This window comes from Sinomicrobium weinanense (assembly GCF_018863395.1).
Taxonomy (GTDB): Bacteria; Bacteroidota; Bacteroidia; order Flavobacteriales; family Flavobacteriaceae; genus Sinomicrobium; species Sinomicrobium weinanense.
In genome coordinates, this window is record NZ_JAHKRR010000001.1 from 883,545 (window position 1) to 906,941 (window position 23,397).

Here is a 23,397-nt window from a genome sequence, read left to right on the forward strand (position 1 = left end):
TTAAAGATATAACCCGAAAACTTTATATACACCGTAAAGTAGTTTTTTTATGGAAAAGAACCTGATCCTTTTATATCTCATCATTGCGGGTTGTTCTACGCATACGGGACGGACGCCGGACATCAATTATCCGTCCCCGCGCCCGGATTCAACAGCGTTGACTTTTTTGCCCGGGACAGTATCGGGCGACAGCCTTGATTTTAATGCCGCTTTTTCGCCGGATGGCAGATCTTATTATTTTTCGCGGTCCTCTGACGGAATATCCGATATTTATGTTTCTCAATTTGAGGATAACAAATGGCAACTCCCCGAAATGGTCAGCTTTAGCGAAGGGCCGTTTTCTGAAGCCGATCCCGTTTTTGCCCCGAACGGGGCCCTGTATTTTATATCCGACAGGCCGGTGGATGAAAATGATAGCCTGAACAATTTTAATATCTGGTATGTAAAGCGCAACGGGAAGGAAAAATGGACAGCACCGATCAATGAAAAAGCCGTTAACTCGGACAGTACCGAATTTTATATTTCCTTCGGCGCTAACGGAAATCTCTATTTTGCGTCAAACAGGCCCGGCGGATACGGTTCGCATGACATCTACATCAGTCGCTTTGAAGACGGAAATTATACAACACCCGTAAACCTTGGCCCGGCCATAAATGCCCCGGAAATGGAACACGATCCTTATATAACTCCCGATGAAAGTGCTATCATATTTACATCAGTGGACCGTAACGATTCAAAAGGTACGGCAGACCTGTATTATTCCGTTAAAGACCCGGATAATTCCTGGATACCGGCTAAAAATTTAGGTGCTTTGATAAATACCCCGACCTATGATTTCTGTCCCTATATCACACCGGATGGGAAATATTTCTTTTTTAGCAGTGAAAGGGACGTAAAATGGATAAGGACCGAAACCCTCCCTGATGAATTGAAGCTTTCGATCGTTAAAACGGAATAGCCGGTTGTGATGTACAAAAACCGGTCAAAACCAATAAAACAAAAAATGATTTATCATCAAGTTAAACCTCACCCGGACCTGGCGGACTTCATCGATGCTTTCTGGACTGCGGAAGGTGCCGGTAAGCCGTGCGATAAAGAGATCATATTACCCGATGGCTGTGTCGATCTGATTTTTAACCTCAGGGAAGATTGCAAAACAGACCACGGAACATTAACCATGCATTCGCAAAAAACCTACCTGGTCGGGACCATGACCACTTTTAAAGAAACCTTTTTGAACGCATCGAATAAACTCGTGGGAATTCGTTTTAAGCCTGCCGCTTTTTCATCATTTTATCAGTATGCCCCGCTCCACGAGATCACCGACAAGACCATAGAATTTGAATCGTCGATCTCGCCCGACATTCACAAAATAGAACAATCTTTCGTTTCTTATCTCAATACTTTTTTTTTAAACAGGCTGGGCAAACCGAAACACAACCTGGCTGCTGTTGTTAAAGATATTCAAACAGCCAACGGGCAGATCGGTATTGGTACACTGGCAAAAAGGAACTATACCACCATAAGGCAGCTGGAAAGGAATTTTAAAAAACATATCGGTATCAGCCCCAAAGAATTTGCCAATATTGTCCGTTTCAAGGCAGCCCTTTCCAGAATAAAACACAACAAGCAACAGCAAAGCCTGTTGGATATAGCTTTTGACTGCGGGTATTACGACCACGCCCATCTGACCAATGAAATAAAACGATATTCAGGAATTGCTCCTTCCCACTTTTAATCGCGGTTAAACTTATCCCTGCATTGAAATAAGTTGTGACCGGCTCCTTTTAAATATCGTGCGGAGCCTGTCCAAATATAGGTTGATTTTTGTCGTTTTTTTCCAAAGACCGGAACATCATTGTCGTGTACATTTGTAAAAAAACAAGACATTATGACTAAAACTGATCCACAAAGAAAATTAAAACACGAGCAGGTACAATACATCGAATTCCTTTCAGGGGATATTGTCCATGCCAAAAATTTTTACACCAAAAGTTTCGGTTGGAAATTTACCGACTACGGACCGGAATACACTGCTTTTGAAGGTGACTATGTCGACGGTGGCTTTACTTCCGGGACCCCGGTTAACGGAAGCATCCTGATAGTCCTCTATTCCGGGGATATTGAAACGACCAAAGCCAGGGTGATCAGTGCCGGAGGTACCATTGTAAAGGATATTTTCAATTTCCCCGGAGGTAAGCGCTTTCATTTTACAGACCCGGACGGCTATGAGCTCGCTGTTTGGTCGGAATAAACCAGATATACCGGTTATATGAAACGAATTGCCATCATTTTAATTGTAAACACTTTGATTTTGCTGTCCTGTAATGACCCTGCAAATAAGACAAATTCAACTGTAAACCCCTCAATAACATCAAATATCATGACCTATCCCGTAAAAAATATCAGCATCTCCATTAACAAACCTGCCGATGAAGTGTATCAATTCGCTTCAAATCCGGAAAATTTTCCTGCCTGGGTCGCATTTATTAAATCCACAACCCGGGAAAAAGCGAATATCTGGGCTGCAAAAACAGACCTGGGAAATATAAAAATAGCATTCACACCGAAGAACAATCTCGGGATTATAGATCACCTGGTCACACTCCCTGACGGTTCAACGGTAAACAACCCCATGAGGGTGGTTGCCAACGGAAAAGGGAGCGAGTTTATTTTTACGCTGTTCTGGATGCCCGGCAGAACAGAGGAAGAATTTAATCAGGACGCAAAAATGGTAGAAAGCGATTTGCAGGATCTGAAAAACATACTTGAAAAAGGGTGACCGAAGCAGCCTTTAATTTCCAACATCATTTTTTTGTATTTCCTCCAGCATTTTTTCAGCATTAGCATTCTCAGGATTAAGTTCCAGGGACTTTTTATAATTTTCAACGGCCAGGTCTAACTCGCTATTTTTCAGGCATGCTTCGGCATAGCTGTCATAAACGTTGAAACTATCAGGGTAGAGAAACATATTTATTTTAAATATATCCCTGGCCAATTTTACCTTTCCCGAGTTTAATAAACGATACCCTGTCTGGTTCAAACGCGTTTCCTGAATGGCAGGGTCGTCCGGATCGGCTTTTGTTAACCTCTGATATTCCTTTGCAGCCTGTTCAAAATTTCCTGCTTCCAGAAATTCAAACGGAAGTTTTTCGCCATCTTTCATCCGGGAAAGATCAGATTCGATCGTTTCATTGTCAGCGTTCAGGATTAGCATATTGAACCCGTTCTCCGTATTGGCTTTGAACAGGATGGGCTGGTTATTTTCACGGCTAATATATGTACTGTCAGAGATTTTAAACAGCTCCACCGCATCTTCCCTTAATTCTTTTTTGAATAAGCTATTGCCGCTTTGGTATATTTCAATGAGCGCATCGTTATTTAAACGGTAGCGTCCTGTAATTTCTGCAATTTCAGATTGATCCGGTTCCATTTTTTTATACACCGGAACAAAATTATCCCATCCATAAGTAAGCGCTACCGATCGGATCAGTTCCTCAACAAATGCCGGATGATTAGCGTTGGTTAATACTACAACCCCATATCCCTTGTTTTTGTGGGCTATAAATTGGCTGGAAAACCCTTCGTTCCAGCCTCCATGTCCAAAATATATATCATCTTTCTTTTTATCCAGAAAAATTCCAAGGCCGATAAAATCTTCGACAAAAGGGGTCAACATTTGTGCCGCCATATGTTTAGACAGAACTGTTTCACTTTCTCCTTTCAGTGTTTTCTGTATGTCTATGGGAAATTTTGCCAGGTCTTCTGCGGTGGTCCATAATCCTGCTGCGGCCATTTCCGGGTATGTATGGCTTTTACCTTTTGTCATAGAACCATCAGGTAAATAACCGGTCGAAGCCATTTTTAATTGTTCGTCCCGTAAGGGTTGGTCATAGGTGCTGTTATTCATTCCCAAGGGTTGTAATACCAACGCTTTCATAATAGCGGGAAACGGATTTCTTTCTGTATCGATCATCATTTGTTGTACAATACAATATCCTCCGCCCGAATAACGGAAACTTTCCTCCGGAAGTTTGTCTACCCGGATGGCGGCCGAGTTGGCCGGGGGAGTTCCGTCCAGTACCTCTGCCAGTGCCGGTACCGGAAGGCCCGGACTATACCCCAGGAAACCATGGACGGTTAAACCTCCTGAATGATTGAGTAGTTGTTTAAGAGTAACCGCCTTTTCTTCGGTGAATTCATTGTCCGGTAAATTCCAGGACTGTAAGTAGGTGTTTACATCTTTGTCAAGCCCCAGTTTATTTTGTTCTACAAGTTTCAGGGCTCCGTATGCGGTTAACGGTTTACTGATAGAGGCAGCCTGAAAAAGGGTCTGCGTGGTAACCGGGGATTGACTTTCCTTATCCACCACACCATAGCTCTTTACCCAATCAATTTCAGAGTTCCGGATCACTGCAATACTCACACCCGGAACCCCGTAATGTGCCATTCGTTCTTCAATTGTCCATGTCGAATCACCTTCGAGGTATACGGGATGGATAAGGCCCGTTTCTACCTTTCTGATCTTATCCGTTTTAGATTCTGAAGGATTGGAACACGCCTGAAGAAAAATAAGGGTCAGGAAGAATAAAGAGGTGGTTTTCATATGGTTTGTTTTGATGTTGGATAAAGTCAGAAAGATAATAAATGATGCATCTGTATCCCAATAATTTTTCAGGGATCATTTTTTGTGTTTTTATAAAAGACGAGGTCATTTCTATTTGGTTACAGATAAAGAGATTATTTTGCTTTTTTGATATTTTTGTGTAATAAATATCTATTTGTGGAATGAAGTATTTAGTCTTTACATATAAAAGACATTAAACTTATGCCCGTCAGGGTCGGCAAAAACAAAACCGTAATATCCCTTTCCGAATTCTTCCGGCTTGGAAACAATTTTTCCGCCTGCGCTTTCAACCTCTTTCGCCCAATGGTCCACTTGGTCTTTGCTTTCTGCAGAAAGTGTAAACACAATCTCGTTTGCACTTTGTGAGTCGGCTATTTCACTTTTTAAAAAGTTTTGAAGTATGTTCTTTAAAAAGAAATGTATAATAAAGTGATCTTCCCCGACAAAAAAACTTGTCAGTTCATCAGAGTCATTTGCACCGTTGGGCTTAAACCCTAATTCAGTATAAAATTTAGTTGTCCGGTCTAAATCGCTTACGGCTAAATTTGACCATATCTTTTTCGGATTCATAATTTCTGGTTTTTGATGGTTAATTTAATGAACTCGTTTAAACTTTTTCTATTACCTGCAAAATTAAGGCCCGGAGAACGAACTTTTGTGGTGCTTAAATGACATTTGGGAGGGGTATTTGTGACAAAGGGCAGGGGAGTAGGTGTGAAATGAAGGGTTTGGCTAAACCCTCAATATCAGAGACCCTGAAAAACAATTAACAAAATTTAAAGGGGTCCACTTTTATGATGCCTGGTTTTCCGCAAATTCTTTAAAATCACCCAGGTATTTACGGGTTTGTTTTTTAAAAACACCGGACATCAGGGGCGCTATGAACTTCATTATTCCCTTAAACCTGTACTCGGTATCGACAACCAGCCTGGTCCGGTTTTCCTTGAGTTTTTCGAACCTGTTCCGGACCGTATTGAAAACGGTCCCGGCATCGTATGTAAAACTCATTTCTTTCGGTAGGTCTATGGCGGTGATAGTCTCCGTCATTTCCATTTTTCGTTTACCCGTTTGAAATGTAAGGCGCGATTTGGCCCCCTGTGTTCCGGGGGTTCCGCTTAGATGCTCAATGTTTTGGAATCCGTCCATCCATTGGCCGAGATGATCGGGATTTGTGAAAAGCCTTACAACCGTTTCAACAGGCCGATCGATCTCTATTGATTCTGAAAATTTCATAATAATGTGTTTTTAGTTTGGAATTTAAGTATTGAACCCGTTTAAATAAGTTTGCTATCCCGGCAGTTGGGACTCGTCTACCCAGGTAAGTTCCCACTGGTGGCCGTCGGGATCGGCAAAGCTGTGTTGGTACATCCAGCCATGGTCCTGGGGATTGGCATAAATCTCAGCTCCCAGTGATTGTGCCTTGCTTATCTTTTGTATCACTTCCTCTTTTGATGAAACTTCAAGGGCGATAAGCACTTCAGTGACCGTTTTGGCATCACTGACAGGTTTTTTCGTAAAGGTCCGGAAATAGCCCTCCGTGAGCAGCATCACCGATAATGTATCGCTTATGATCATACAACCGGCTTTCTCGTCCGTAAACTGGTCGTTAAATTTAAAACCTATGCCTTTAAAGAAATCCATTGACTTTCCCAGGTCTCTCACCGGCAGGTTAATAAAGGTTCTCTGTGCCATAATTGTATTGTTTTAAAGTTTAAGTATAACACAAAGATGAGGCAGGGCGGGGAACAAAACTTTTACATTTGTTGAGAAAATGAAAAATTATTTGTTGGCAAAGAGAATCCTGCTCAATTGCGTGGGGGTAATGCCGAGATAAGAAGCAATATGATGCTTTTTAAGCCGCTTCACCAACCGGGGGTATTTGATCAGAAAATCACGGTAACGCGCCGCAGCCGTATCGTTGCGAAAAGAGATCTCATCGGGTTCTTTTTCTATGACCCAGTATTTTTCCATGTATTGAATATAGGCATCTGCAATACACGGGTGTTTCCGTACCAGTTTTTTAAATTTAAGGAAATCGAACTCAAGAACAGTTGCTTTTTCCAATGCTTCTATGGCAAACGGACTTTCTTTTCCCGTAAGGGTAGCCGGAACAGAACCGGCCAGCCTGCCTTCGGGAAAGAAGTTTTTAATGACGTAATTTCCCGCTTCGTCTATATAGTACTGAGAAAATAACCCCCGGGCCACATAAGCCGTTTTTCTGGGAATTTGCCCTAGCCTGATAAAATAATCTCCCTTTTCATAGACCCTCAATTTTAAAAGGGAAGCCCAATCTCCCTTGGCGCCAGCACTTAGAATGACGTACTCTTTTACTTGTTCGAAGAATTGTTCTATGATGTCGTTGTCATTCATTATTGTCCCCTAAATCAGGAGGTACTCGGGTTTCTTTGTTTGAACTAATTTAGTTAAAGTTTTTGTTTTTTGCCTTTTGAACGGTAAAAAAGTCTTCGGATAAGCGGCGGAAAGGAATATGACACGCCGGATAAAAACCAAAAACACGGTGGCTCAATCCAGTTTCCACCTTTTGGCCAATTCGGCGTTAAACCCTTCTTTATCTTTTGGATTGGGGTCCCCTTTGCCGGTGGTGATCAGGTTGTAAAGACTGGTTTTAATATATTGTGCCCACCCATCCCTGCAAACGTCATAGCACTCATAATCGGGGACCAATCCTTTGTGTGTAAAGGTTATTGTGGTTTTCCCGCCTTCCTTTGTGATGTCAAAAATCAGTTGGGTATCTACCCACTCGGTCTTGTCTTCAATAAAATTAAACTCGTTTTCCAATACCTGGTAGACCAACTTTTTGTTTTTATCTATTTCAACCAGCTTTATCTTACATAAATGAATGTCTTTGTAATGATAAAAAAAGGTTTTGTTGAGTTGGTCTGTCGGCCCTTCGATTTCTTCGGACCACCAGGCCCGGATGTCCTTAATGTAGTTAAAAGCCGTTTCCGGGGTTTCGTTTACTACGATCGCTGCGGTGTAATCTCGGTTTTCCATGTCATTTTGTTTTAAAGGTTTTACTGTTGTTTTATTTTCCCGGGTTCGCCCCCTTTCGTTATGGGGTATTGCCAGCAAGAATACCGACAAAAGGATCAGTATTGTTTTCATTTTTATGATTTTTAAGGGTTATCGCTTGTTTTTTTGACCGTTGTTTCCATAGACCTGATGTTTAAATGAAACGGCTGACTTCTTTTTACTCTACAAATGTAGTGTCTGTATAAGCTCCTTATAGATGTGTATATAGACATTATTACGGGTTGATTTGGACAATATTCCTTTTTACCTTTGTCTAAAACCCATTGTGATGAAACATATAAGTATCCTGGTCCCCGACGGGCAAAGTAATTTAACCACCATCTCCAGTATAGTGGGGGCTTACGAAATTTTTATCAGGGCCAATGCCCATTGGGAAGAAAAACAACAAAAAACGCCCTATACCATAGAACTTGTGGGAGCTGCCGACAAGGTGGATGTATATCAGGGCCTTTTTTCTGTCCGGTCCCAAAAGCACGTATCGGAAGTACCCGCATCCAACCTTATTGTTATCCCGTCGTTGGTCAGGAGTTACGAAAAGGCACTTAAAGGGAACCAATTGTTGGTTAAATGGATAAAGGAACAATACAAAAACGGGGCAGAAGTGGCCAGCATGTGTACCGGGGCATTCCTGCTGGCCTCCACCGGGTTGCTCGATGGTAAAAGTTGTTCTACCCATTGGGCGGCAGGTCCTGAATTCAGGGAGAGGTTTCCCAGGGTAAATTTGAAAACCGATAAATTGATCATCTACCAGGACGGGCTCTATACCAACGGAGGCGCCTTTTCCTTTCTGAATTTGATCATTTACCTGGTGGAAAAGTATTACGACCGTCAAACGGCCCTGTATTGTGCCAAGATTTTTCAGATTGATATGGGAAGGAACCTTCAGTCGGAATTCAGTGTTTTTAACGGTCATAAAAAGCATGAAGACAAAGAAGTACTGGAAGTTCAGGCTTATTTTGAATCCCATTATCAAGACAGGATATCCATTAAAGAGTTATCGGAGAAACTCCATGTAGGGCGAAGGAACTTTGACCGGAGGTTTATCAAAGCCACCGGTATTACTCCATTGGAATACTTGCAGAGGGTCAGGGTTGAAGCGACTAAAAACTACCTTGAAAACACAAGAAAGACGGTTAGTGAAATCATGTACGATGTAGGGTATAATGATGATAAGGCTTTTAGAAATGTGTTTAGCCGGTTTACAGGTATTTCACCCAACGATTACAAATCGAAATACAATAAGGAGAGAATACTATCATAAGGAAGATATCAGATATGAGATCTTAGACGTAAGATTATAGGACGTAAGACTTAGGACTTTAAGATATGACTAAGTCAACTACCTCGGAGAAGCCCTTCGATAAATACTATACTGAGCTTGCCTGCACTGAGCTTGCCTGCACTGAGCTTGCCTGCACTGAGCTTGTCGAAGTGTCGAAGTGTTCAGGAACAACTTGCCCAAGTGCTTAGGACAGGCTCCATAAGGCATTCAAATAAAATGAACCATAATCGTAAATTATTACTGATGCGTTAAATTCTAATGACAGGTCTATTCTGTGCTCTTTGTGCCTACTTAGCGTCCTCTGTGGTTGATATTTAACCACGGAGACCACAAAGGTTTACACAAAGTTCACAGAGGCAAAATCAAATCAAAAAAACAAAAAATATGCTTAAAGCCAGTTGTATTAGTACTTTACAAGGATTGACCAAAAATTAACGCATCACTACTAACCGTAAATCTAAAATCTAATGTCTTATATCTTATGTCCTGAAGTCTTAAGTCAAAAAACAATGGGTTTTTGAATTTTTGTCATGTACTAAAATCTCATATCTAATAAATGGTAAAAGTTTAAACGGGTGCTCTATTCAAACCTTTTGTACAGCGCTTCGGCGGCCACCCGGTAAGCAGTATTTGCTTGCTGTTGTTCAATGATCTTTAATGCCTGGTCATTGAGCCCGTTCGGGGTTGTGGCCTCCTTTTTTAATTCGGAAAAATCAAACGGAATATTCTTCCTGGGATAGCAGGTCAGGGCTGAAAATAATTCCATAACATACCTGTTGGCTACCGAAGGTTCCACATTATGGGATTGCGCCCAATGGCTCAGGGTTTCGGTAAGGTCGTAAAACGGGGCTATTAAACCGGTAAGGGTCCATAATAGTTTCAGTTCCGGTTCACTTGCTACGGGGACGGGAGTGCCGATATTTTTAAATATACCCGAAATCGTTTCGTCGGGATGGTAAAGCAAGATCGGGCATTCGTGATTTTCCACTGTCGGGAAAGGGACCGCCCTGCTTACTTTGGAGGCGGGACCAACACTGTTGAGAAGCTCTTCCAGATCGAGAAAAGGCACAAACGAAACCACCCTGTGATCCTCATTAAAAGACAGGCCTTTAAGTATATCTTTTGCAAAGGCAGGGGGCAGGGCAATAAAAATAACTTCGGAATGGTCCAAAACCGATTGGTTGCTCTCCATCCTGGTGACCTTATCAAAAAGCCCTTCCAGAAACAGCGACTTCTCCTTGTTCCTCGGGGAAATATTGATGTGACTTGTACTATTTGAGGTACACAGCCCCTTAATTACCGAAGTGGCTATATTTCCTGTACCGATAAATCCTAAATTCATTTGTTTTTCGATTATTGTAGTTCAAACTTCCTTAAAAATGTAATGGAACACTCTTTGCCTGGAGTAGCGGTAGGAGGGGAGGGCATCCTACCGCTACTCCGGGCAAAGTTTAAAGAACACAGTAGTATGGGTGTTGGATTTAATATTGATGTCAGATATTAAAAAACGTGATACAACGCTGCACATTGGCTACAAAAAATCTGCCTCAGGGAACGGAAAGCCATTGTTTGAAGACCTGAAAAGCCCGGTGGGATTAAAATGAACAAAAAAAAGGTGCGGGCAATACCCGCACCTGTATCATTGTGCTAAAATATTAGTAAAAAAGCGGATTTCTCACCCTAAAAGCACCGGATAAAAATTCATGGTCATTAGCAGCATCGATATCAGTAAAAGGCTCGGTGCCGCCGGTTATTTCCTTCGATTCCTGGATACTGAGTTTTTTCAAATTCAAATTTTCTAAGTTCATAATATTCAATTTAATTATTAATTAAGTGTATATTCTCAAATATACCCTGCTTTATCTTGAATCTTAATTTAAAAATGAATATTTTTAACCATATTTTGAATTAAACAATGAATATAGGTGTTAAAATCAAGCGCTTAAGAGAAAGCAGAAAAATGTCACAAGAGGAATTGGCTATTGAATTAGACATTTCTCAAACCAAACTGAGCAACATAGAGAGCGGCACAACAAAAGCTGTCGATTTTGAATTAGTCAATAAAGTCCGCAACCTGTTTGAGGTGAGTTTTGAATACTTCACGGAAACCAGGCAAAGCCATAAGAAAAAACACAACCAGGGCAAGGTAGCGGGGAATAACTACGGCACCATCAACAACCATCCTACGCCCGAAGCACTTCTAAAACAAGTTAAAGCCCTGATCGGGGAATCGCTCTCAAAATTGGAAAGGGAACTCCGTCAGAACAGGAATTAACCCGTTAAACTTCTTTACTTCCGGCGTTCTATACTCAAGAACGAACCATATAAGTACCCAGGTAAAAGTTTGGGATTGCACCACACAACATATTATAATTCGTACCTTTATAAAATGCACCGGGAAAGTGAGTGTATGTAAATAATAAGGAGATGGCTGATAAAAATGATTTGGATTTTACCTATACCACGATCGACAGGATATTCCGACTGAGCATGGGAGAAACCGGCGATTACAGCGGGGCAAAATACGACGGTGATTTTTCCCTGACGCTTGAGGAAGCGCAGCGCGCAAAGCATCGCTTTATCGCCGATAGCCTCAACATCGGAAAGGGGAGCAAAGTATTGGACATGGCCTGCGGGTGGGGCCCTTTTCTAAAATACCTTAAGGAAGAAAGAAGCGCTGAAAGTATGGGGCTGACCCTTTCGGAAGGACAGGCAGCAGCATGCCAAAAGAACGGGTTGCAGGTATTCGTGCAGGACTGCCGTTATGTGAAGCCCGGGGATTATGGAACATTCGATGCAATTACCTGTATCGGCGGACTCGAACATTTTTGTTCGGTCGAAGAATGGAAAGCGGGAAAACAGGAGCAGGTTTACAGGGATTTTTTCACCACATTGACCAAACTGCTGCCCGTTGGCGGCAGGTTTTACATGCAAACCATGACCTTCAGTAAAAATATGCCGGACTTTGAGGATATCAATATCCACGCCAAAAAGGGTTCGCCCCCTCATGTAATGGCATTAATGATCAAGGAGTTTCCGGGTTCCTGGCTTCCATACGGACCGGAAATGGTTATACAAAATGCAGCTCCCGGCTTTAAACTGATCTCAAAGAGCAGCGGCCGGCTCGATTATATCGAAACGATCGGGCAATGGAGAAAAAGATTCAGGAAATTTAACCTGAAAAAGTACGGGCTTTATTTTTCCCTAATGCTGAAATACATCACCGATAAGGAATTCAGGCACCAGGCAGATGTATTCAGGATCAGCCCCAACCGTATCTGTTTTGAACAGGAGATCATGGATCATTATAGGCTGGTGTTTGAACGGGTTTAAGAAAAACACTGCAATAAATGATCATTGCTCCGGGGCTTAAAAAATACTAAACGATGAAATTTTACTACCTTTTTCTTAGCATAGTATTGTTTAATTTTCATAGCCTCGTCCTCCTGGGGCAGGTTAGTCAACAAGATCCATTAACTCCTTTGAGTTTTGCCCGGCAGGATAGTTTTTATTCGGAGGCCTTAAATGAAAACCGGAAGATGAACATTTATCTTCCCGAAAGTTTCCATGAAGTATCAGACGATCATACATATCCCGTACTTCTGCTTCTCGAAGATGAATTCTTTTACATGGTTTCCGGTGTGGTAAAGCATCTGAGTTCCGTGGAAAGGATGCCCGAAACGATAGTGGTCAGCATTTTAGACATGTCATATGTTCCTACGGTCCATACCAACGGAAGTACCTTTTGGCCCACTGAGAAATTAGCAGACCAAAACCCGGATCCTTTTACCAAACACCTGAAAGAAGAACTTTTTCCCTATCTCAAATCAAAATACCGCGCCAACGATTTCAGGATCATCATGGGGCTTTCTTTTACCTCCGTTTATGTTCATCACACTTTTGTAAACGAACCGGGGTTGTTCGACGCTCATATTGCCATTGCTTCAGGAGATATTTTAGGTATGGGCTATAAGGAAGGGGAACGTTTTATTGATTTGATTGCCGGTGAAGTGAAGAATCATCCCGGCAGAAAAAACTACCTGTATGTAACCTCGGCAGATGGCGATGGCGGGGGCAACTCCCCCGAGATCGGGGAGAACCTTATGGAGCTGGACAGCATTCTTTCGCCCCTTGAATCGGAAAATTTCAAATACATCTCAAAACTATTTCCCGATGAGGGGCACTACGATGTGGCACTTCCGGCATTGATCGAGGCCTTAGGTATGGTTTTTCCGAAAAAAGAGTGGTTTGCCAGGTACCGGAACATCGTAAACCAGCCGGGAAATGCCATGCATAATATTGACAAATACTATGAACGGCTGTCAAAAAAATATGGCTTCCGGATTTTACCGAGAGCAGAACGATGGAATAGCGGGAACAGGCTAAGCCTCATTGGCCCTTACCTCATAAAACAAAAAAGGGTAGCGGAGGGGATAGAAATTCTGGAAAGGTGCGTTGAACTACGGCCCAATTCCCCCGATTCATTTTATGACCTTGCAAAAGCATACGAGAACGATAACCAGATAGAAAAAGCTGTTGTAACATTGTCAAAAGCCTACGAGCTTTCTCGTCAATTGAAATTACCAGGTTCGGAACAATACCTGGATCACCTGGAAAAACTAAAAAAGAATGCTGACAAACAATAAGCTCAATATAAACTAAGGCCGAAGGGTAACTTTACTTGGGGAAAAAGCATCCTGCCTTCGGAAGAACAGGGTGCTTTTCCGCTTTAAAGCCCGGAAAACGGTTATATAAGGGATTGTGTATACGCCGAACGGGGTTGCTTAAGCAACATACCGGTTTACGTATGCGGCGTAAGGGGTTCAGTTCACCGCTTACCGGGTTGCTTAAGCGGCATACCGGTTTATGTATGCGGCGTAAGGGGTTCAGTTCGCCGCTTACCGGGTTGCTTAAGCGGCATACCGGTTTACGTTTGCGGCGTAAGGGGTTCAGTTCGCCGCTTACCGGGTTGCTTAAGCGGCATACCGGTTTACGTTTGCGGCGTAAGGGATTGTGTTCGCCGCTTATACCGGATTGCTTAAGCGATATACCGGTTTGCGTTTGCGGCGTAAGGGGTTCTGTTTGCCGCTTACCGGATTGCTTAAGCGGCATACCGGTTTACGTTTGCGGCGTAAGGGATTCAGTTTGCCGCTTACCGGATTGCTTAAGCGGCAGCCCGGTTTACGTTTGCGGTATAAGGGATTGTGTTCGCCGCTTACCGGGTTGCTTAAGCGGCATACCGGTTTACGTTTGCGGCGTAAGGGGTTCAGTTCGCCGCTTACCGGATTGCTTAAGCAGCATACCCAACCCGGTTCGGCGTATACACAATCCCTTAAATGGCCAAAGCATGTATTTGAACTATAATGTACTTGTGTGTAGCCTGTCCTGAGTATAGCCGAAGGATAACTTTGCTTTGGGGGAAAAGCATCTTGCTTTTATTTATCTTCTGAAAAGTTTTTTTAAAGGATTTGAAAAAAATAGCGGAAATACTCGATGTAGATATCCGGGACTTACTGGTTTCTACAAAGGACTAATTATAGTATGCCTGGCTGTCACGATCTTTTCCCGGCCTCAGAAAACTTTGGCTAAAACAATAGGGGAGTGAGCGTTAAATATTTTAGGGGGCTGGCTCTAAAGTTCTTTAAACAGATAAATAATCAACAGCGTTCAAAACGGTCTGAATAAGACACAAACGTTCCTAAAATATAGCGAGCGACCCGTACATTGTTTCCAAAGTTTTCTGAAGCCTTGATTTTTTGTTTCTTTTGTATCAAGACAAAAGAAAAGGCTGCATCTTTCAGGGAAGATTACACGAACTATTCATTATGATCCCCACAGACAACGACATACAAAACTTTATGCTCGCTGAAACAGAAGCAGCGAAGTTTGTGGTTACACCAAATGGCAATGGGAGAGAAGGAACAGACTACATTTTAAAGACCGAAAAAGGCAATCTCTACAACTTATATCTTTGCTCGATAAACCTCGATATAGAACGAGATATAAAAATCCCCAAACATACACTCGGAGATTTAAAAGACGATCTATGGATAGCCTTAGTTGTACTTCTAAAAGAAACACCCACGATATTGTATTTAATTCCGTCCAGAATATTTGAAACCCCTGATAACCGAATATTCTTTGATAATGAGATAACTGTAATGCCAAATCTATCGAACTGGCATATCAAGGTCTTTACCAATGCCATAAAAGAATTAAGCCAGTACGAAATTCAGAATATCAAAGACAAATTATAATCTCTATTTGACATAATGTAAGGATGGATTAAAAAAAATGTGCAACAAAAGCGAGAACGAGTAACGGCTAAGAAATTTTACAACCAGGAGAATGCGGCAGGGAAAATTTTTAGCGGTTACGGACAAGCTGGCCAAAACTTCCTCAAAAACTTTTCACAGCTAAAATAATCAGTATAGCGTAATTTTCAGGCAACAGCCAAAACGTTCTGCTTTTTTAGCGCTGGCCAGGCGGCTGGAAATTGTGTGTAAAAATAAATACCAAAGCATTTAATTTTTACAAAGCAATAGCACGTTGGCAAAGCGGCAATTTTACATAACGGCAAATTATAGGGCAAATGCAGCCAATTTGGTTTAAATTACAGAAACAGGTATTTGAACTATAATGTACTTGCGTTATGTAACTTTGCTTTGGGAAAAAAGCATCCTTACCAAAATAATCTTCTGAAAAGTTTTTCCGCCTAACATCCTTTACCCAACGAATGGAATACTCTTTGCCCGGAGCGACGGTAGGAGAGTAGGGGAATGTGTATGGAATGGTGGAATAGACAAAATATTCTATTTTAATGTGGCTTCCCGTAAAATTTGTTACGACACTTTTTCTATATTTGATAACACCCTGATTAAAAAGAAAAATGAATAAACTCTACAAATATGGACAGATTGAATTACTATTTAAATATTGAAGATAAAAAGACTTCGTAACTTTGCATTAAAATAAAACACCTTCTTGAAAATAGAACAAAACATAGCACGATTAAATTATTTGCTGGATTTATATAAAATCTCGCACAAGGAGTTTTTGGCTATGATTAGTAAAGGATTAAAAAATTCTTTAACTGAAAATGATGTGTTTGTCAAAAACATAAAAGTTGCCTATTTAAAGCGAATTGATAAAATTTTCAATAAAGGACTTCACTATTATTTAGACCCAAAAACCCCCGAAGCCAACAAAGAAGCAAGTATATTTTTCAGGAAGAAAAAATTCAATACAGAACTGAATTTTGGAGCCAAAAAAATAGTTAACCAATTTGAAGAATTTAAAATTTCGCTCTCTACAATAGCAAAACTTGCCGAATTAAAAATTGAGCGTACCGTTCCTGTCTATACGGTTCAAGACTCATCTAAAGTAGTTGCTCAGGCAATTAGAGCCGAGTTTTATCCTAAAAAGTATAGAAAAAATAAAGATTTTTTAAAAGCATTAATTGGTAAGCTTGCAGAAAAAAATGTTTTGGTTTTTGAATTTGTAGAAACTTGGAACAAAAAAGATACTGCAAACATTGAGGGGTTCTTTCTTAATCCAAATGTCATTGTATTAAAGCGTATGCAAGATGCAATGAGTAGAGAAATTTTCACATTGGCTCATGAATTGGGTCATTACCTTTTAAATATTGAGGAAATTGAAAAAATTGACTTCAATGACATGACAGGAGCAAGTCTTTCAAAAGTAGAAAGATGGTGTAACGATTTTGCTTATTATTTTTTAGTTGGCGAATATGGTGATGTATTAGATAATTTAGAAACTGCAAGTGCGAAAAATGATTATCATTTTGATTTAATCGGAAAAATTTCGATGGAAACTCACCTTAGTAGATTAGCATTATTTACAAGGCTTTTGTTCAAAAATCAAATTTCCAATACTAATTACAACAAGGTAAAAATCGATTTAGAAGAACAATATAGAGCAAGAAAAGAAAAAGAAAAGAAGCAAAGAGAATTGGAAAAAGAGATGGGTAAAAAGCCGGGTGGTTCAAGTCCGAAACCCATTAATTCTCCCTTGTTGATTTCAACAATTCAAACTGCATTTTACGAAGGTATTATCAACGAGCAGGAAGTCTGTAAAAGACTAAATATAAAACCCGAAAAATTAACCCAGTTTATTAGATGAGAATAGTAATAGATACCAGTTCGCTTATTGCCTTGGTTCGTTACTACTTACCATTTGATGCAAACAATAATCTTTATGAATTAGTAAAGAAAAAAATTCAGTCAGGTGATATTGTAATTTTAGACGCAGTTCTTACAGAATGTAAATTTCAATCTAATGGTTTGGTTTTAAAAAAACTCGACTTTTTAGAAGATAAAGATTTCAAAAAGAAATATAAAATTCCTTTAAAAACCGATGATTTATTTCCTCCAGCACCTGCAAAGTTTATACGCCAAGTAGAAAATCAGTTTTCTATTGGAGTAATGAAAAATAAATTAAAAGATTTTGAATTTGAACTGGAAAAAGAGAGGTGGCTAAATTCAGCAGATGCCAAGCTGATTATTTATTGTTTAAACCATAATAATCAAGGAACATTTGAAGAAATTTACCTTGTAACAGAAGAAACAAAAGCTCAAAATGATTTGAAAGTATTTCAAAAGATTCCAGCTATTTGCGCTATATTAAACATTAATGTGCTCGCATTACCCGAATTGATAAATAAATTCAATAATGAGATCAATGTTGATTTTATTAACAAATAACTAAATACTACAAATACGCCCAACAGTATTCACCGCTATATTGATACAATACAATTTGAACTATAATGTACTTGCGTTATGTAACTTTGCTTTGGGGAAAAAGCATTCTGCCTTTATAATCTTCTGAAAAGTTTTTCTCCTTAACTTTCTTAAAAATGTAATGGAACACTCTTTGCCGGGAGTGGCAGTAGGAGGGGAGGGCAATGTGTGTGGAATGGGTTGTTCAGCCAAAATTTTTCGATGTGGTTTTCCGTAAATTATTGCCTGTTAGTATCTTTATCTTTGTATGAAATCTTTATTTACCAATATTTATTATCAATGAGCACAGCAATTACATTAGAAAGTAACCCTATTGAAAAGGACTATGAAGACTATATTTGTGCGTACTTTCAAAGTGGTGGACTTTATGTAGAAAGGTCTATAATACATAGAGAAACAGAAGAAATACTCGAATTAGATATAATTTTTACTGATTTCAAGGAAGATACTACTACTAAAAAACTTGTAGAGATTAAATCAGGAAAATGGGGTTTTAGTGAAATATTCAAGGTTAAAGGATGGCTCGTTTATCTAAAAATGGGTAATGGGATATTTATTGTTAAAAAAACAAGAAATTCAATTGATTACTTTAAAAGAAAAGGGGAGGAACTTGGTATCGAATTAATTGATAATTCTGATTTAAAAAAAACAAGGAAATGTTTAGAAAAATTCCTTAATCAACCTACTGAAGAAAAAGAAATTGAAACTTTGCGTTTTTCCTATCTTTTAGAAAGAAAACTTTTAAAACAAATTAAGAATTTAAAGAAAGATTATCCTGATAACGAAGGCTTCAAAAATTTAGATGATTACTTTTTTAAAATCAATAGCGGTTCTTTTTTCTCAAGTAATCCTGTTAAGAGGATTAAACAGCTCTTTGAAACTTTCATTAAATACAAAAATGTGACGGCTAAAATATGTCACGAACTTGAAACGGAGGAGTATGATGATGAAGTAGAAGAACTATCGGCCGATTGTTTTAAATCTTTATTTTACAAAGCAGAAAACTCACCATTACAGATAGCTCTGTATGTAGAGCACATGGCTCGTTTAACAATCTTAAAATCATGTACAGAGCATTTAATTGAAAATCATAGAGAAGCATTCTTAGAAGATACATTTTCAGAAAATTTGGATTACTTAGGTATCCCTCAAACAATTAAAAATGGGCTTGCCATTCTTGTAAAAGAACCATTTTTTCATAGATATCCTGTTTTTTGGCAATTTTTCACTTATGTAATGGGAGGATTTATTTTAACAGACCTACGCGAACAAGAATACCAGTATATTTCTGAAAACACAGGTATACCTGTGGAGGAAATCCCAAATGCATTTGAAAGTTTCAACAAACTTTTTCCGAAGGTAGACGGCTGGATGTTTTCTATGCCAAAATCAAATATTGAATGGCATAGGTTTTTTCCTATTCCTTTTAGTGGTGTAGGAGCTAACCACAGAAGATTCCTTCACTTAAAAGAAATGGCTGAAGACGATCAGACTTATGAAGAACTTTCTAAACTCATTAGTGGAGCAAAGACCATGACGGATCTTAATAAATGGAATAATTTGGGATATGAGATGTTAAAACAGTAGTTTATTTATACCAAGAGTGTTCAAATTTATAACTTTCTAATATCCCATTTAGTAAGCCCAGTATATTTTTTGATAGTATCTATATCAATACCGTCATTTTTCATTTTTTTGGCAATCATAAGGTTACTGTCCTTAACTGCCTGTTCCTTTTCAAATTCAGCTTGCCACTTTCTTGTTTCAGCTTTTTCTTTATCAAGGATTTCGTATTTGCCATTCTTTTTTAATTGGCTCATAACACCTGCATTGGCAAAACTATAATATTTATGCTCGGAAATAACCAAATGATCAACAACTTCAATGTTAATCAGTTCCCCGGTTTTCATCATCCGATCAGTTAAATCCAGGTCTGCTTGGGAAGGTTCTGTTTCACCACTCGGATGATTGTGTACCAGGATCATTTTTACAGCCATTTTGTAGATAGCCATTCTGAATATCTCCGGCGGGTTGACCATAACACGATTAACCGCCCCAAGACTAACCAGTTCTATAAAGAGGATTTTGTTCGCATTGTCTAACCCGACTACCCAAAAATGCTCCTGATTTCGCCTGATCTTATTCTCACGCAACAAAACCTGCTGCATGACCTTATAGACATCATCGGAGTTTAAAATTCTTATTTTTTGTTCCTGGGTAAGACGTACGTTCATATTTCAAATATACAAATAGTATTAAGTAAAAATTCCAAAATTAAGGGGATATGATGTTATTCGGAGATTTCAATACGGTTTCCCGTAAATTGTTGATTGCTATAATTCTGTATATTTGGTAAGAAAAAAGAATAAATAAACAATAGTATATAATTTGAATGAAAATGGAAATAATTAATAAAATATTAGAAGATAAAGTATTAAAAACCACTTTCCTTGTTTTGGTAATTATAATCGTCTTGATTTTTGTGGTCTTTTTAGTACAATATAATATTGATCGATCCAGAGGTGTGCATGCTAAGTTTCTTTGGTTTGAATCAAACATCCCGTCAAAACAGAATGAAAACACTGAAAAAAAAGAACCTCCAATTAAAATTGACGATTCAAAAAATGTAAACACTGGAACTAATCTTGGTAATATTGGTGACACTTATGAAGGGATTGAACAAAGACATGTAACCAATGGTGATGCAGAGATATTATTAAATGAAATAAAAAACTTTAGGGAAAGTTATAGTGGCAAAATAAATTATTCTCACATAACCATTGGGTATCCAGGAGATAAGGAAAGTATAATTTTAGCCCAAGAAGTAGAAATATTGCTAAGAAATAATGGATATGATAAAATTGAGCCTATGATCTTACAAACATATGGTGTTACAGGAAAAAAGTTTGGAATATCTAATGCTCCTGATAATTCTATAATGGTAGAAATTTACCCTGCTGATAACGTTAAATAGAACAAACTGTACTTAAAATTCACAATCTAAATCCCGGCCTCAGAAAACTTTGGCTAAAACAATAGGGGAGTGAGCGTTAAATATTTTAGGGGGCTGGCTATAAGGTTCTTTAAACCGATAAATAATCAACAGAGTTCAAAACGGGCTGAATAAGACACAAACGTTCCTAAAATATAGCGAGCGACCCGTACATTGTTTCCAAAGTTTTCTGAAGCCTTGATTTTTTGTTTCTTTTGTATCAAGACAAAAGAAAAGACCCCAGCTTCCGGGAAGATTACACGAACTATTCATTATGATCCCCACAGACAACGACATACAAAACTTTATGTTCGCTGAAACAGAAACAGCGAACTTTGAGGTAGAACCAAATCGCAGTGGGAGCGAAGGAACAGACTATATTTTAAAGACCAAAAAAGGCAATATCCACAACTTATATCTTTGCTCGATAAACCTTGATATAGAACGAGATATAAAAATCCCAAAACATAAACTCGGAGATTTAAAGGACGATCTTTCGGTGGCGTTAGTTGTTATTCTACAAGAAACACCCACAATATTGTATTTAATTCCGTCCACGATCTTTGAAACCCCGGATAACCGGATATTCTTTGAAAATGAAATACCTGCAATGCCAAATCTATCGAACTGGCAAATCAAGGTTTTTACGAATGCCATAAAAGAATTAAGCCAGTACGAAATACAAAACATCAAAGACAAATTATAATTTCTATTTGACATAATATTAGTAGGATGTGTCAGAATCGGGAAGCGTCCAACAGAAGCGAGAAACGAGTAACGGCTAAGAAATTTTACAACCAGGAGCATGCGGCAGGGAAAATTTTTAGCGGTTACGGACAGGCAGGCCAAAACTCTCTTAAAAACTTTTCTCAGCCAAAATATCCGGTATAGCGTAATTATCAGGCAACAGCCAAAACGTTCTGCTTTTTTAGCGCTGGCAAAGCGGCTGGGAATTGTGTGTGAAAATAAATGCCTAAAGCATTTAATTTTTACAAAACAATAGCACGTTGGCAAAGACGGCAATTTTACATAACGGCAAATTATAGTTAAAATACCGGCCGTCCTTAAAAAGCCGAATTTTACTTTTCTCTTTAAAAGATAAAACGTTCAGGAAAGCCTGATCTATATATTTTACATAATATAATTATAGGGCAAATGCGGCCGATACAGTGTAAATTACAGAAACAGGTATTTGAACTATAATTTATATTATGTAAAATATATAATTTCAGTCTGTCCCCGATTTTACTTTTTTCATCAAAACTACCCGCTCAATACTCGCGTATTTGAAAACTTCCTGGGCATCGGTACGATTTGGCGAAGTATTTAGAATAAGCGACCAACCTTATTCTAAACTCCACCTAAGGCATTTATTCCATTGGGATCTTTATTTCGTCTATGTTTTTTATAAGATCATCCAGGTATTCCATTTCTTCATATGGCAACAGCTGTAACGCAAATTCGAGTGCCGATCGTATATTGATATGAGGTTGTGGCACAAGCTCGGAAAAACTGTCCCCCGAATCTCCAAGGGCTACGATACACACTTTGATAAGACCTGATACATTATACAACACATCTGCCGGGCCGTCGAACATAAAATCACTTTTGTAAAATGTCCTCGGCGAACCGGGACGAAGTTTAAAAAACTTTCCCGCTACGAGTTTTTGCAAGCCCTGTTTTATGTTTTGGAATTCCTCCAAAGTATTTTCTGATGATCTTTCCCCAGCCTTTTCCTTGTTTATACTTTTCGTTCCATATATTTCCCCGCCTTCGGGATTGAACAATTTTTCGAGGATAGCCAGTTGCTTCTCCGATTTGACACTGATATGTGCCAGCTGTTCCGGCGTAATACTGAAGTCCCTGCTATAACGCACTCCTTTATAAGCATGGTCCAGCAGTTGCAACAAATTGTTTTCTTCTTCCTTTTCCGGATTAAATAAGGTATATAGTTCCGGGATAAATACCTTTACATATTTACGGTGTCCCGTAATGCTGTGACATATCTTCTCCTTGCCCATGGCCTCCAGTTCGGCAAGGCGGAACCCCAACTCCACTGACTGATGCAACATAAATGCAGCCTGCGAATAATCTTCCTTTTTCTCAAAAAATACTGCGCCTTCCCGGAAAGCCCTGGCCCTGGCCATTCCGCTGTCAAAGTTTCTTTTTGCAGCTGCAAGGGCTAGCTCCTGGTCCATATCTTTTGCCGGAGCCGGAGCATGTTGTTCCGGATGCCTGTATACCAGGTTTTTGGTCTGACAAATGCGAATAAAAAAGAGGTTTCCCTCCCGGATCAACCGCTCTGCATAAGGAAGCGAATATACCCGAAGTAAAAAACCGGTATGCTCCCGGAATACTTTCCCGGTAAGTGAGACCACGTCTTCCGACAGGCCGGGATCTCCTTCCTTTAACAATACGACCAGTAATGTTCTTTCTTCTTTGCCTGCCGGCATGGCTGAAGCATAAATATACTGCGCCTCCAGGAGATTGGTCAGCCGATTGATTGCCTCTTGTATAGAAGTGTTCATGATATAATTATTTATAGGTTAACAGAAAATGGAACAGGCTGGCTTGCCCTCTATCTGTTTATTGTACACCCAGATGAATATAGAAGACCCAAATAAAAAAGCATTTTTTATGTGCGGTAAGAACAGGAAATCCTGGTCGAAGCACTGAATAC

At 39.5% G+C, this 23,397-nt stretch carries 24 protein-coding genes; 14 read left to right on the plus strand and 10 right to left on the minus strand.

Features of this window, described 5'->3' with window-relative positions; translation table 11 throughout:
* The first annotated feature begins 49 nt into the window (after positions 1–49).
* The 4 genes from KN811_RS03865 to KN811_RS03880 all read left to right on the plus strand — a co-directional run bounded on the left by KN811_RS03865 (position 50) and on the right by KN811_RS03880 (position 2,782).
* Positions 50–958 carry a PD40 domain-containing protein gene (locus KN811_RS03865; RefSeq protein ID WP_187967664.1) on the plus strand — a complete coding sequence of 303 codons (909 nt, stop codon included), beginning with the start codon at positions 50–52 and terminating at the stop codon, positions 956–958.
* Between the two features lie 45 nt (positions 959–1,003).
* Positions 1,004–1,738, plus strand: a complete 735-nt coding sequence (locus KN811_RS03870) for an AraC family transcriptional regulator (RefSeq protein WP_187967663.1) — start codon at positions 1,004–1,006, stop codon at positions 1,736–1,738.
* Between the two features lie 153 nt (positions 1,739–1,891).
* Positions 1,892–2,254, plus strand: a complete 363-nt coding sequence (locus KN811_RS03875; protein ID WP_187967662.1) for a VOC family protein — start codon at positions 1,892–1,894, stop codon at positions 2,252–2,254.
* Positions 2,255–2,383: 129 nt separating this feature from the next.
* The gene (locus tag KN811_RS03880; RefSeq protein ID WP_187967661.1) at positions 2,384–2,782 is read left to right on the plus strand and encodes an SRPBCC family protein; all 399 of its coding nucleotides are present in this window, start codon (positions 2,384–2,386) and stop codon (positions 2,780–2,782) included.
* A gap of 12 nt (positions 2,783–2,794) precedes the next feature.
* On the opposite strand, the gene KN811_RS03885 is transcribed toward KN811_RS03880, so the two are convergent.
* The 6 genes from KN811_RS03885 to KN811_RS03910 all read right to left on the minus strand — a co-directional run bounded on the left by KN811_RS03885 (position 2,795) and on the right by KN811_RS03910 (position 7,753).
* Positions 2,795–4,606 (minus strand): serine hydrolase domain-containing protein, encoded by a 1,812-nt coding sequence (locus KN811_RS03885; RefSeq protein WP_187967660.1) that lies wholly within the window; start codon positions 4,604–4,606, stop codon positions 2,795–2,797.
* 198 nt (positions 4,607–4,804) lie between these two features.
* The gene (locus tag KN811_RS03890; protein WP_187967659.1) at positions 4,805–5,197 is read right to left on the minus strand and encodes a VOC family protein; all 393 of its coding nucleotides are present in this window, start codon (positions 5,195–5,197) and stop codon (positions 4,805–4,807) included.
* A gap of 222 nt (positions 5,198–5,419) precedes the next feature.
* Positions 5,420–5,860: an SRPBCC family protein gene (locus tag KN811_RS03895; RefSeq protein ID WP_187967658.1), complete on the minus strand. Its 441-nt coding sequence runs from the start codon at positions 5,858–5,860 to the stop codon at positions 5,420–5,422.
* A 54-nt stretch (positions 5,861–5,914) separates the two neighbouring features.
* Positions 5,915–6,319 carry a VOC family protein gene (locus KN811_RS03900; RefSeq protein WP_187967657.1) on the minus strand — a complete coding sequence of 135 codons (405 nt, stop codon included), beginning with the start codon at positions 6,317–6,319 and terminating at the stop codon, positions 5,915–5,917.
* Positions 6,320–6,406: 87 nt separating this feature from the next.
* The gene (locus KN811_RS03905) at positions 6,407–6,997 is read right to left on the minus strand and encodes a Crp/Fnr family transcriptional regulator (RefSeq protein WP_187967656.1); all 591 of its coding nucleotides are present in this window, start codon (positions 6,995–6,997) and stop codon (positions 6,407–6,409) included.
* A gap of 153 nt (positions 6,998–7,150) precedes the next feature.
* Positions 7,151–7,753 (minus strand): SRPBCC family protein, encoded by a 603-nt coding sequence (locus KN811_RS03910; protein ID WP_345725308.1) that lies wholly within the window; start codon positions 7,751–7,753, stop codon positions 7,151–7,153.
* 196 nt (positions 7,754–7,949) lie between these two features.
* On the opposite strand from KN811_RS03910, the gene KN811_RS03915 reads away from it, so the two are divergent.
* Positions 7,950–8,942, plus strand: coding sequence for a GlxA family transcriptional regulator (locus tag KN811_RS03915; protein WP_216334668.1), 993 nt, complete (start codon positions 7,950–7,952; stop codon positions 8,940–8,942).
* A 601-nt stretch (positions 8,943–9,543) separates the two neighbouring features.
* Here the strand turns inward: KN811_RS03915 and KN811_RS03920 are convergent.
* Both KN811_RS03920 and KN811_RS03925 read right to left on the minus strand, forming a co-directional pair.
* A complete protein-coding gene (locus KN811_RS03920) occupies positions 9,544–10,305 on the minus strand; it encodes an NAD(P)-binding domain-containing protein (protein WP_187967219.1) in 762 nt (253 codons plus the stop codon).
* 313 nt (positions 10,306–10,618) lie between these two features.
* A complete protein-coding gene (locus KN811_RS03925) occupies positions 10,619–10,771 on the minus strand; it encodes a hypothetical protein (protein WP_187967218.1) in 153 nt (50 codons plus the stop codon).
* A gap of 107 nt (positions 10,772–10,878) precedes the next feature.
* On the opposite strand from KN811_RS03925, the gene KN811_RS03930 reads away from it, so the two are divergent.
* From KN811_RS03930 to KN811_RS03960, 7 genes are all read left to right on the plus strand, one after another.
* Positions 10,879–11,238: a helix-turn-helix domain-containing protein gene (locus KN811_RS03930; RefSeq protein ID WP_282097939.1), complete on the plus strand. Its 360-nt coding sequence runs from the start codon at positions 10,879–10,881 to the stop codon at positions 11,236–11,238.
* A gap of 152 nt (positions 11,239–11,390) precedes the next feature.
* Entirely contained in the window at positions 11,391–12,296 is a 906-nt protein-coding gene (locus KN811_RS03935) for a class I SAM-dependent methyltransferase (RefSeq protein ID WP_187967216.1), read from the plus strand.
* Positions 12,297–12,349: 53 nt separating this feature from the next.
* On the plus strand, positions 12,350–13,609 hold the full coding sequence (locus KN811_RS03940; protein ID WP_187967215.1) for an alpha/beta hydrolase: 1,260 nt from the start codon (positions 12,350–12,352) through the stop codon (positions 13,607–13,609).
* A gap of 1,179 nt (positions 13,610–14,788) precedes the next feature.
* Complete coding sequence (locus tag KN811_RS03945; RefSeq protein ID WP_187967213.1) at positions 14,789–15,220, plus strand: hypothetical protein; 432 nt, start codon at positions 14,789–14,791, stop codon at positions 15,218–15,220.
* Between the two features lie 727 nt (positions 15,221–15,947).
* Complete coding sequence (locus tag KN811_RS03950) at positions 15,948–17,105, plus strand: ImmA/IrrE family metallo-endopeptidase (RefSeq protein ID WP_247716392.1); 1,158 nt, start codon at positions 15,948–15,950, stop codon at positions 17,103–17,105.
* A complete protein-coding gene (locus KN811_RS03955) occupies positions 17,102–17,686 on the plus strand; it encodes a DUF4411 family protein (RefSeq protein ID WP_187967212.1) in 585 nt (194 codons plus the stop codon). Before KN811_RS03950 ends, KN811_RS03955 begins: the two co-directional genes overlap by 4 nt.
* Positions 17,687–18,004: 318 nt before the next feature.
* Entirely contained in the window at positions 18,005–19,312 is a 1,308-nt protein-coding gene (locus KN811_RS03960) for a hypothetical protein (protein WP_187967211.1), read from the plus strand.
* Between the two features lie 26 nt (positions 19,313–19,338).
* Here KN811_RS03960 and KN811_RS03965 read toward each other — a convergent pair whose 3' ends face one another.
* Positions 19,339–19,959 carry a JAB domain-containing protein gene (locus KN811_RS03965; RefSeq protein WP_187967210.1) on the minus strand — a complete coding sequence of 207 codons (621 nt, stop codon included), beginning with the start codon at positions 19,957–19,959 and terminating at the stop codon, positions 19,339–19,341.
* Between the two features lie 164 nt (positions 19,960–20,123).
* Here KN811_RS03965 and KN811_RS03970 point away from each other — a divergent pair, with 164 nt between their 5' ends.
* Together KN811_RS03970 and KN811_RS03975 are read left to right on the plus strand one after the other, a co-directional pair.
* Entirely contained in the window at positions 20,124–20,699 is a 576-nt protein-coding gene (locus KN811_RS03970) for a hypothetical protein (RefSeq protein WP_187967209.1), read from the plus strand.
* 292 nt (positions 20,700–20,991) lie between these two features.
* Complete coding sequence (locus tag KN811_RS03975; protein ID WP_187967208.1) at positions 20,992–21,423, plus strand: hypothetical protein; 432 nt, start codon at positions 20,992–20,994, stop codon at positions 21,421–21,423.
* Positions 21,424–22,087: 664 nt separating this feature from the next.
* Here the strand turns inward: KN811_RS03975 and KN811_RS03980 are convergent.
* On the minus strand, positions 22,088–23,245 hold the full coding sequence (locus KN811_RS03980) for a HEPN domain-containing protein (RefSeq protein WP_187967207.1): 1,158 nt from the start codon (positions 23,243–23,245) through the stop codon (positions 22,088–22,090).
* Positions 23,246–23,397 lie beyond the last annotated feature (152 nt).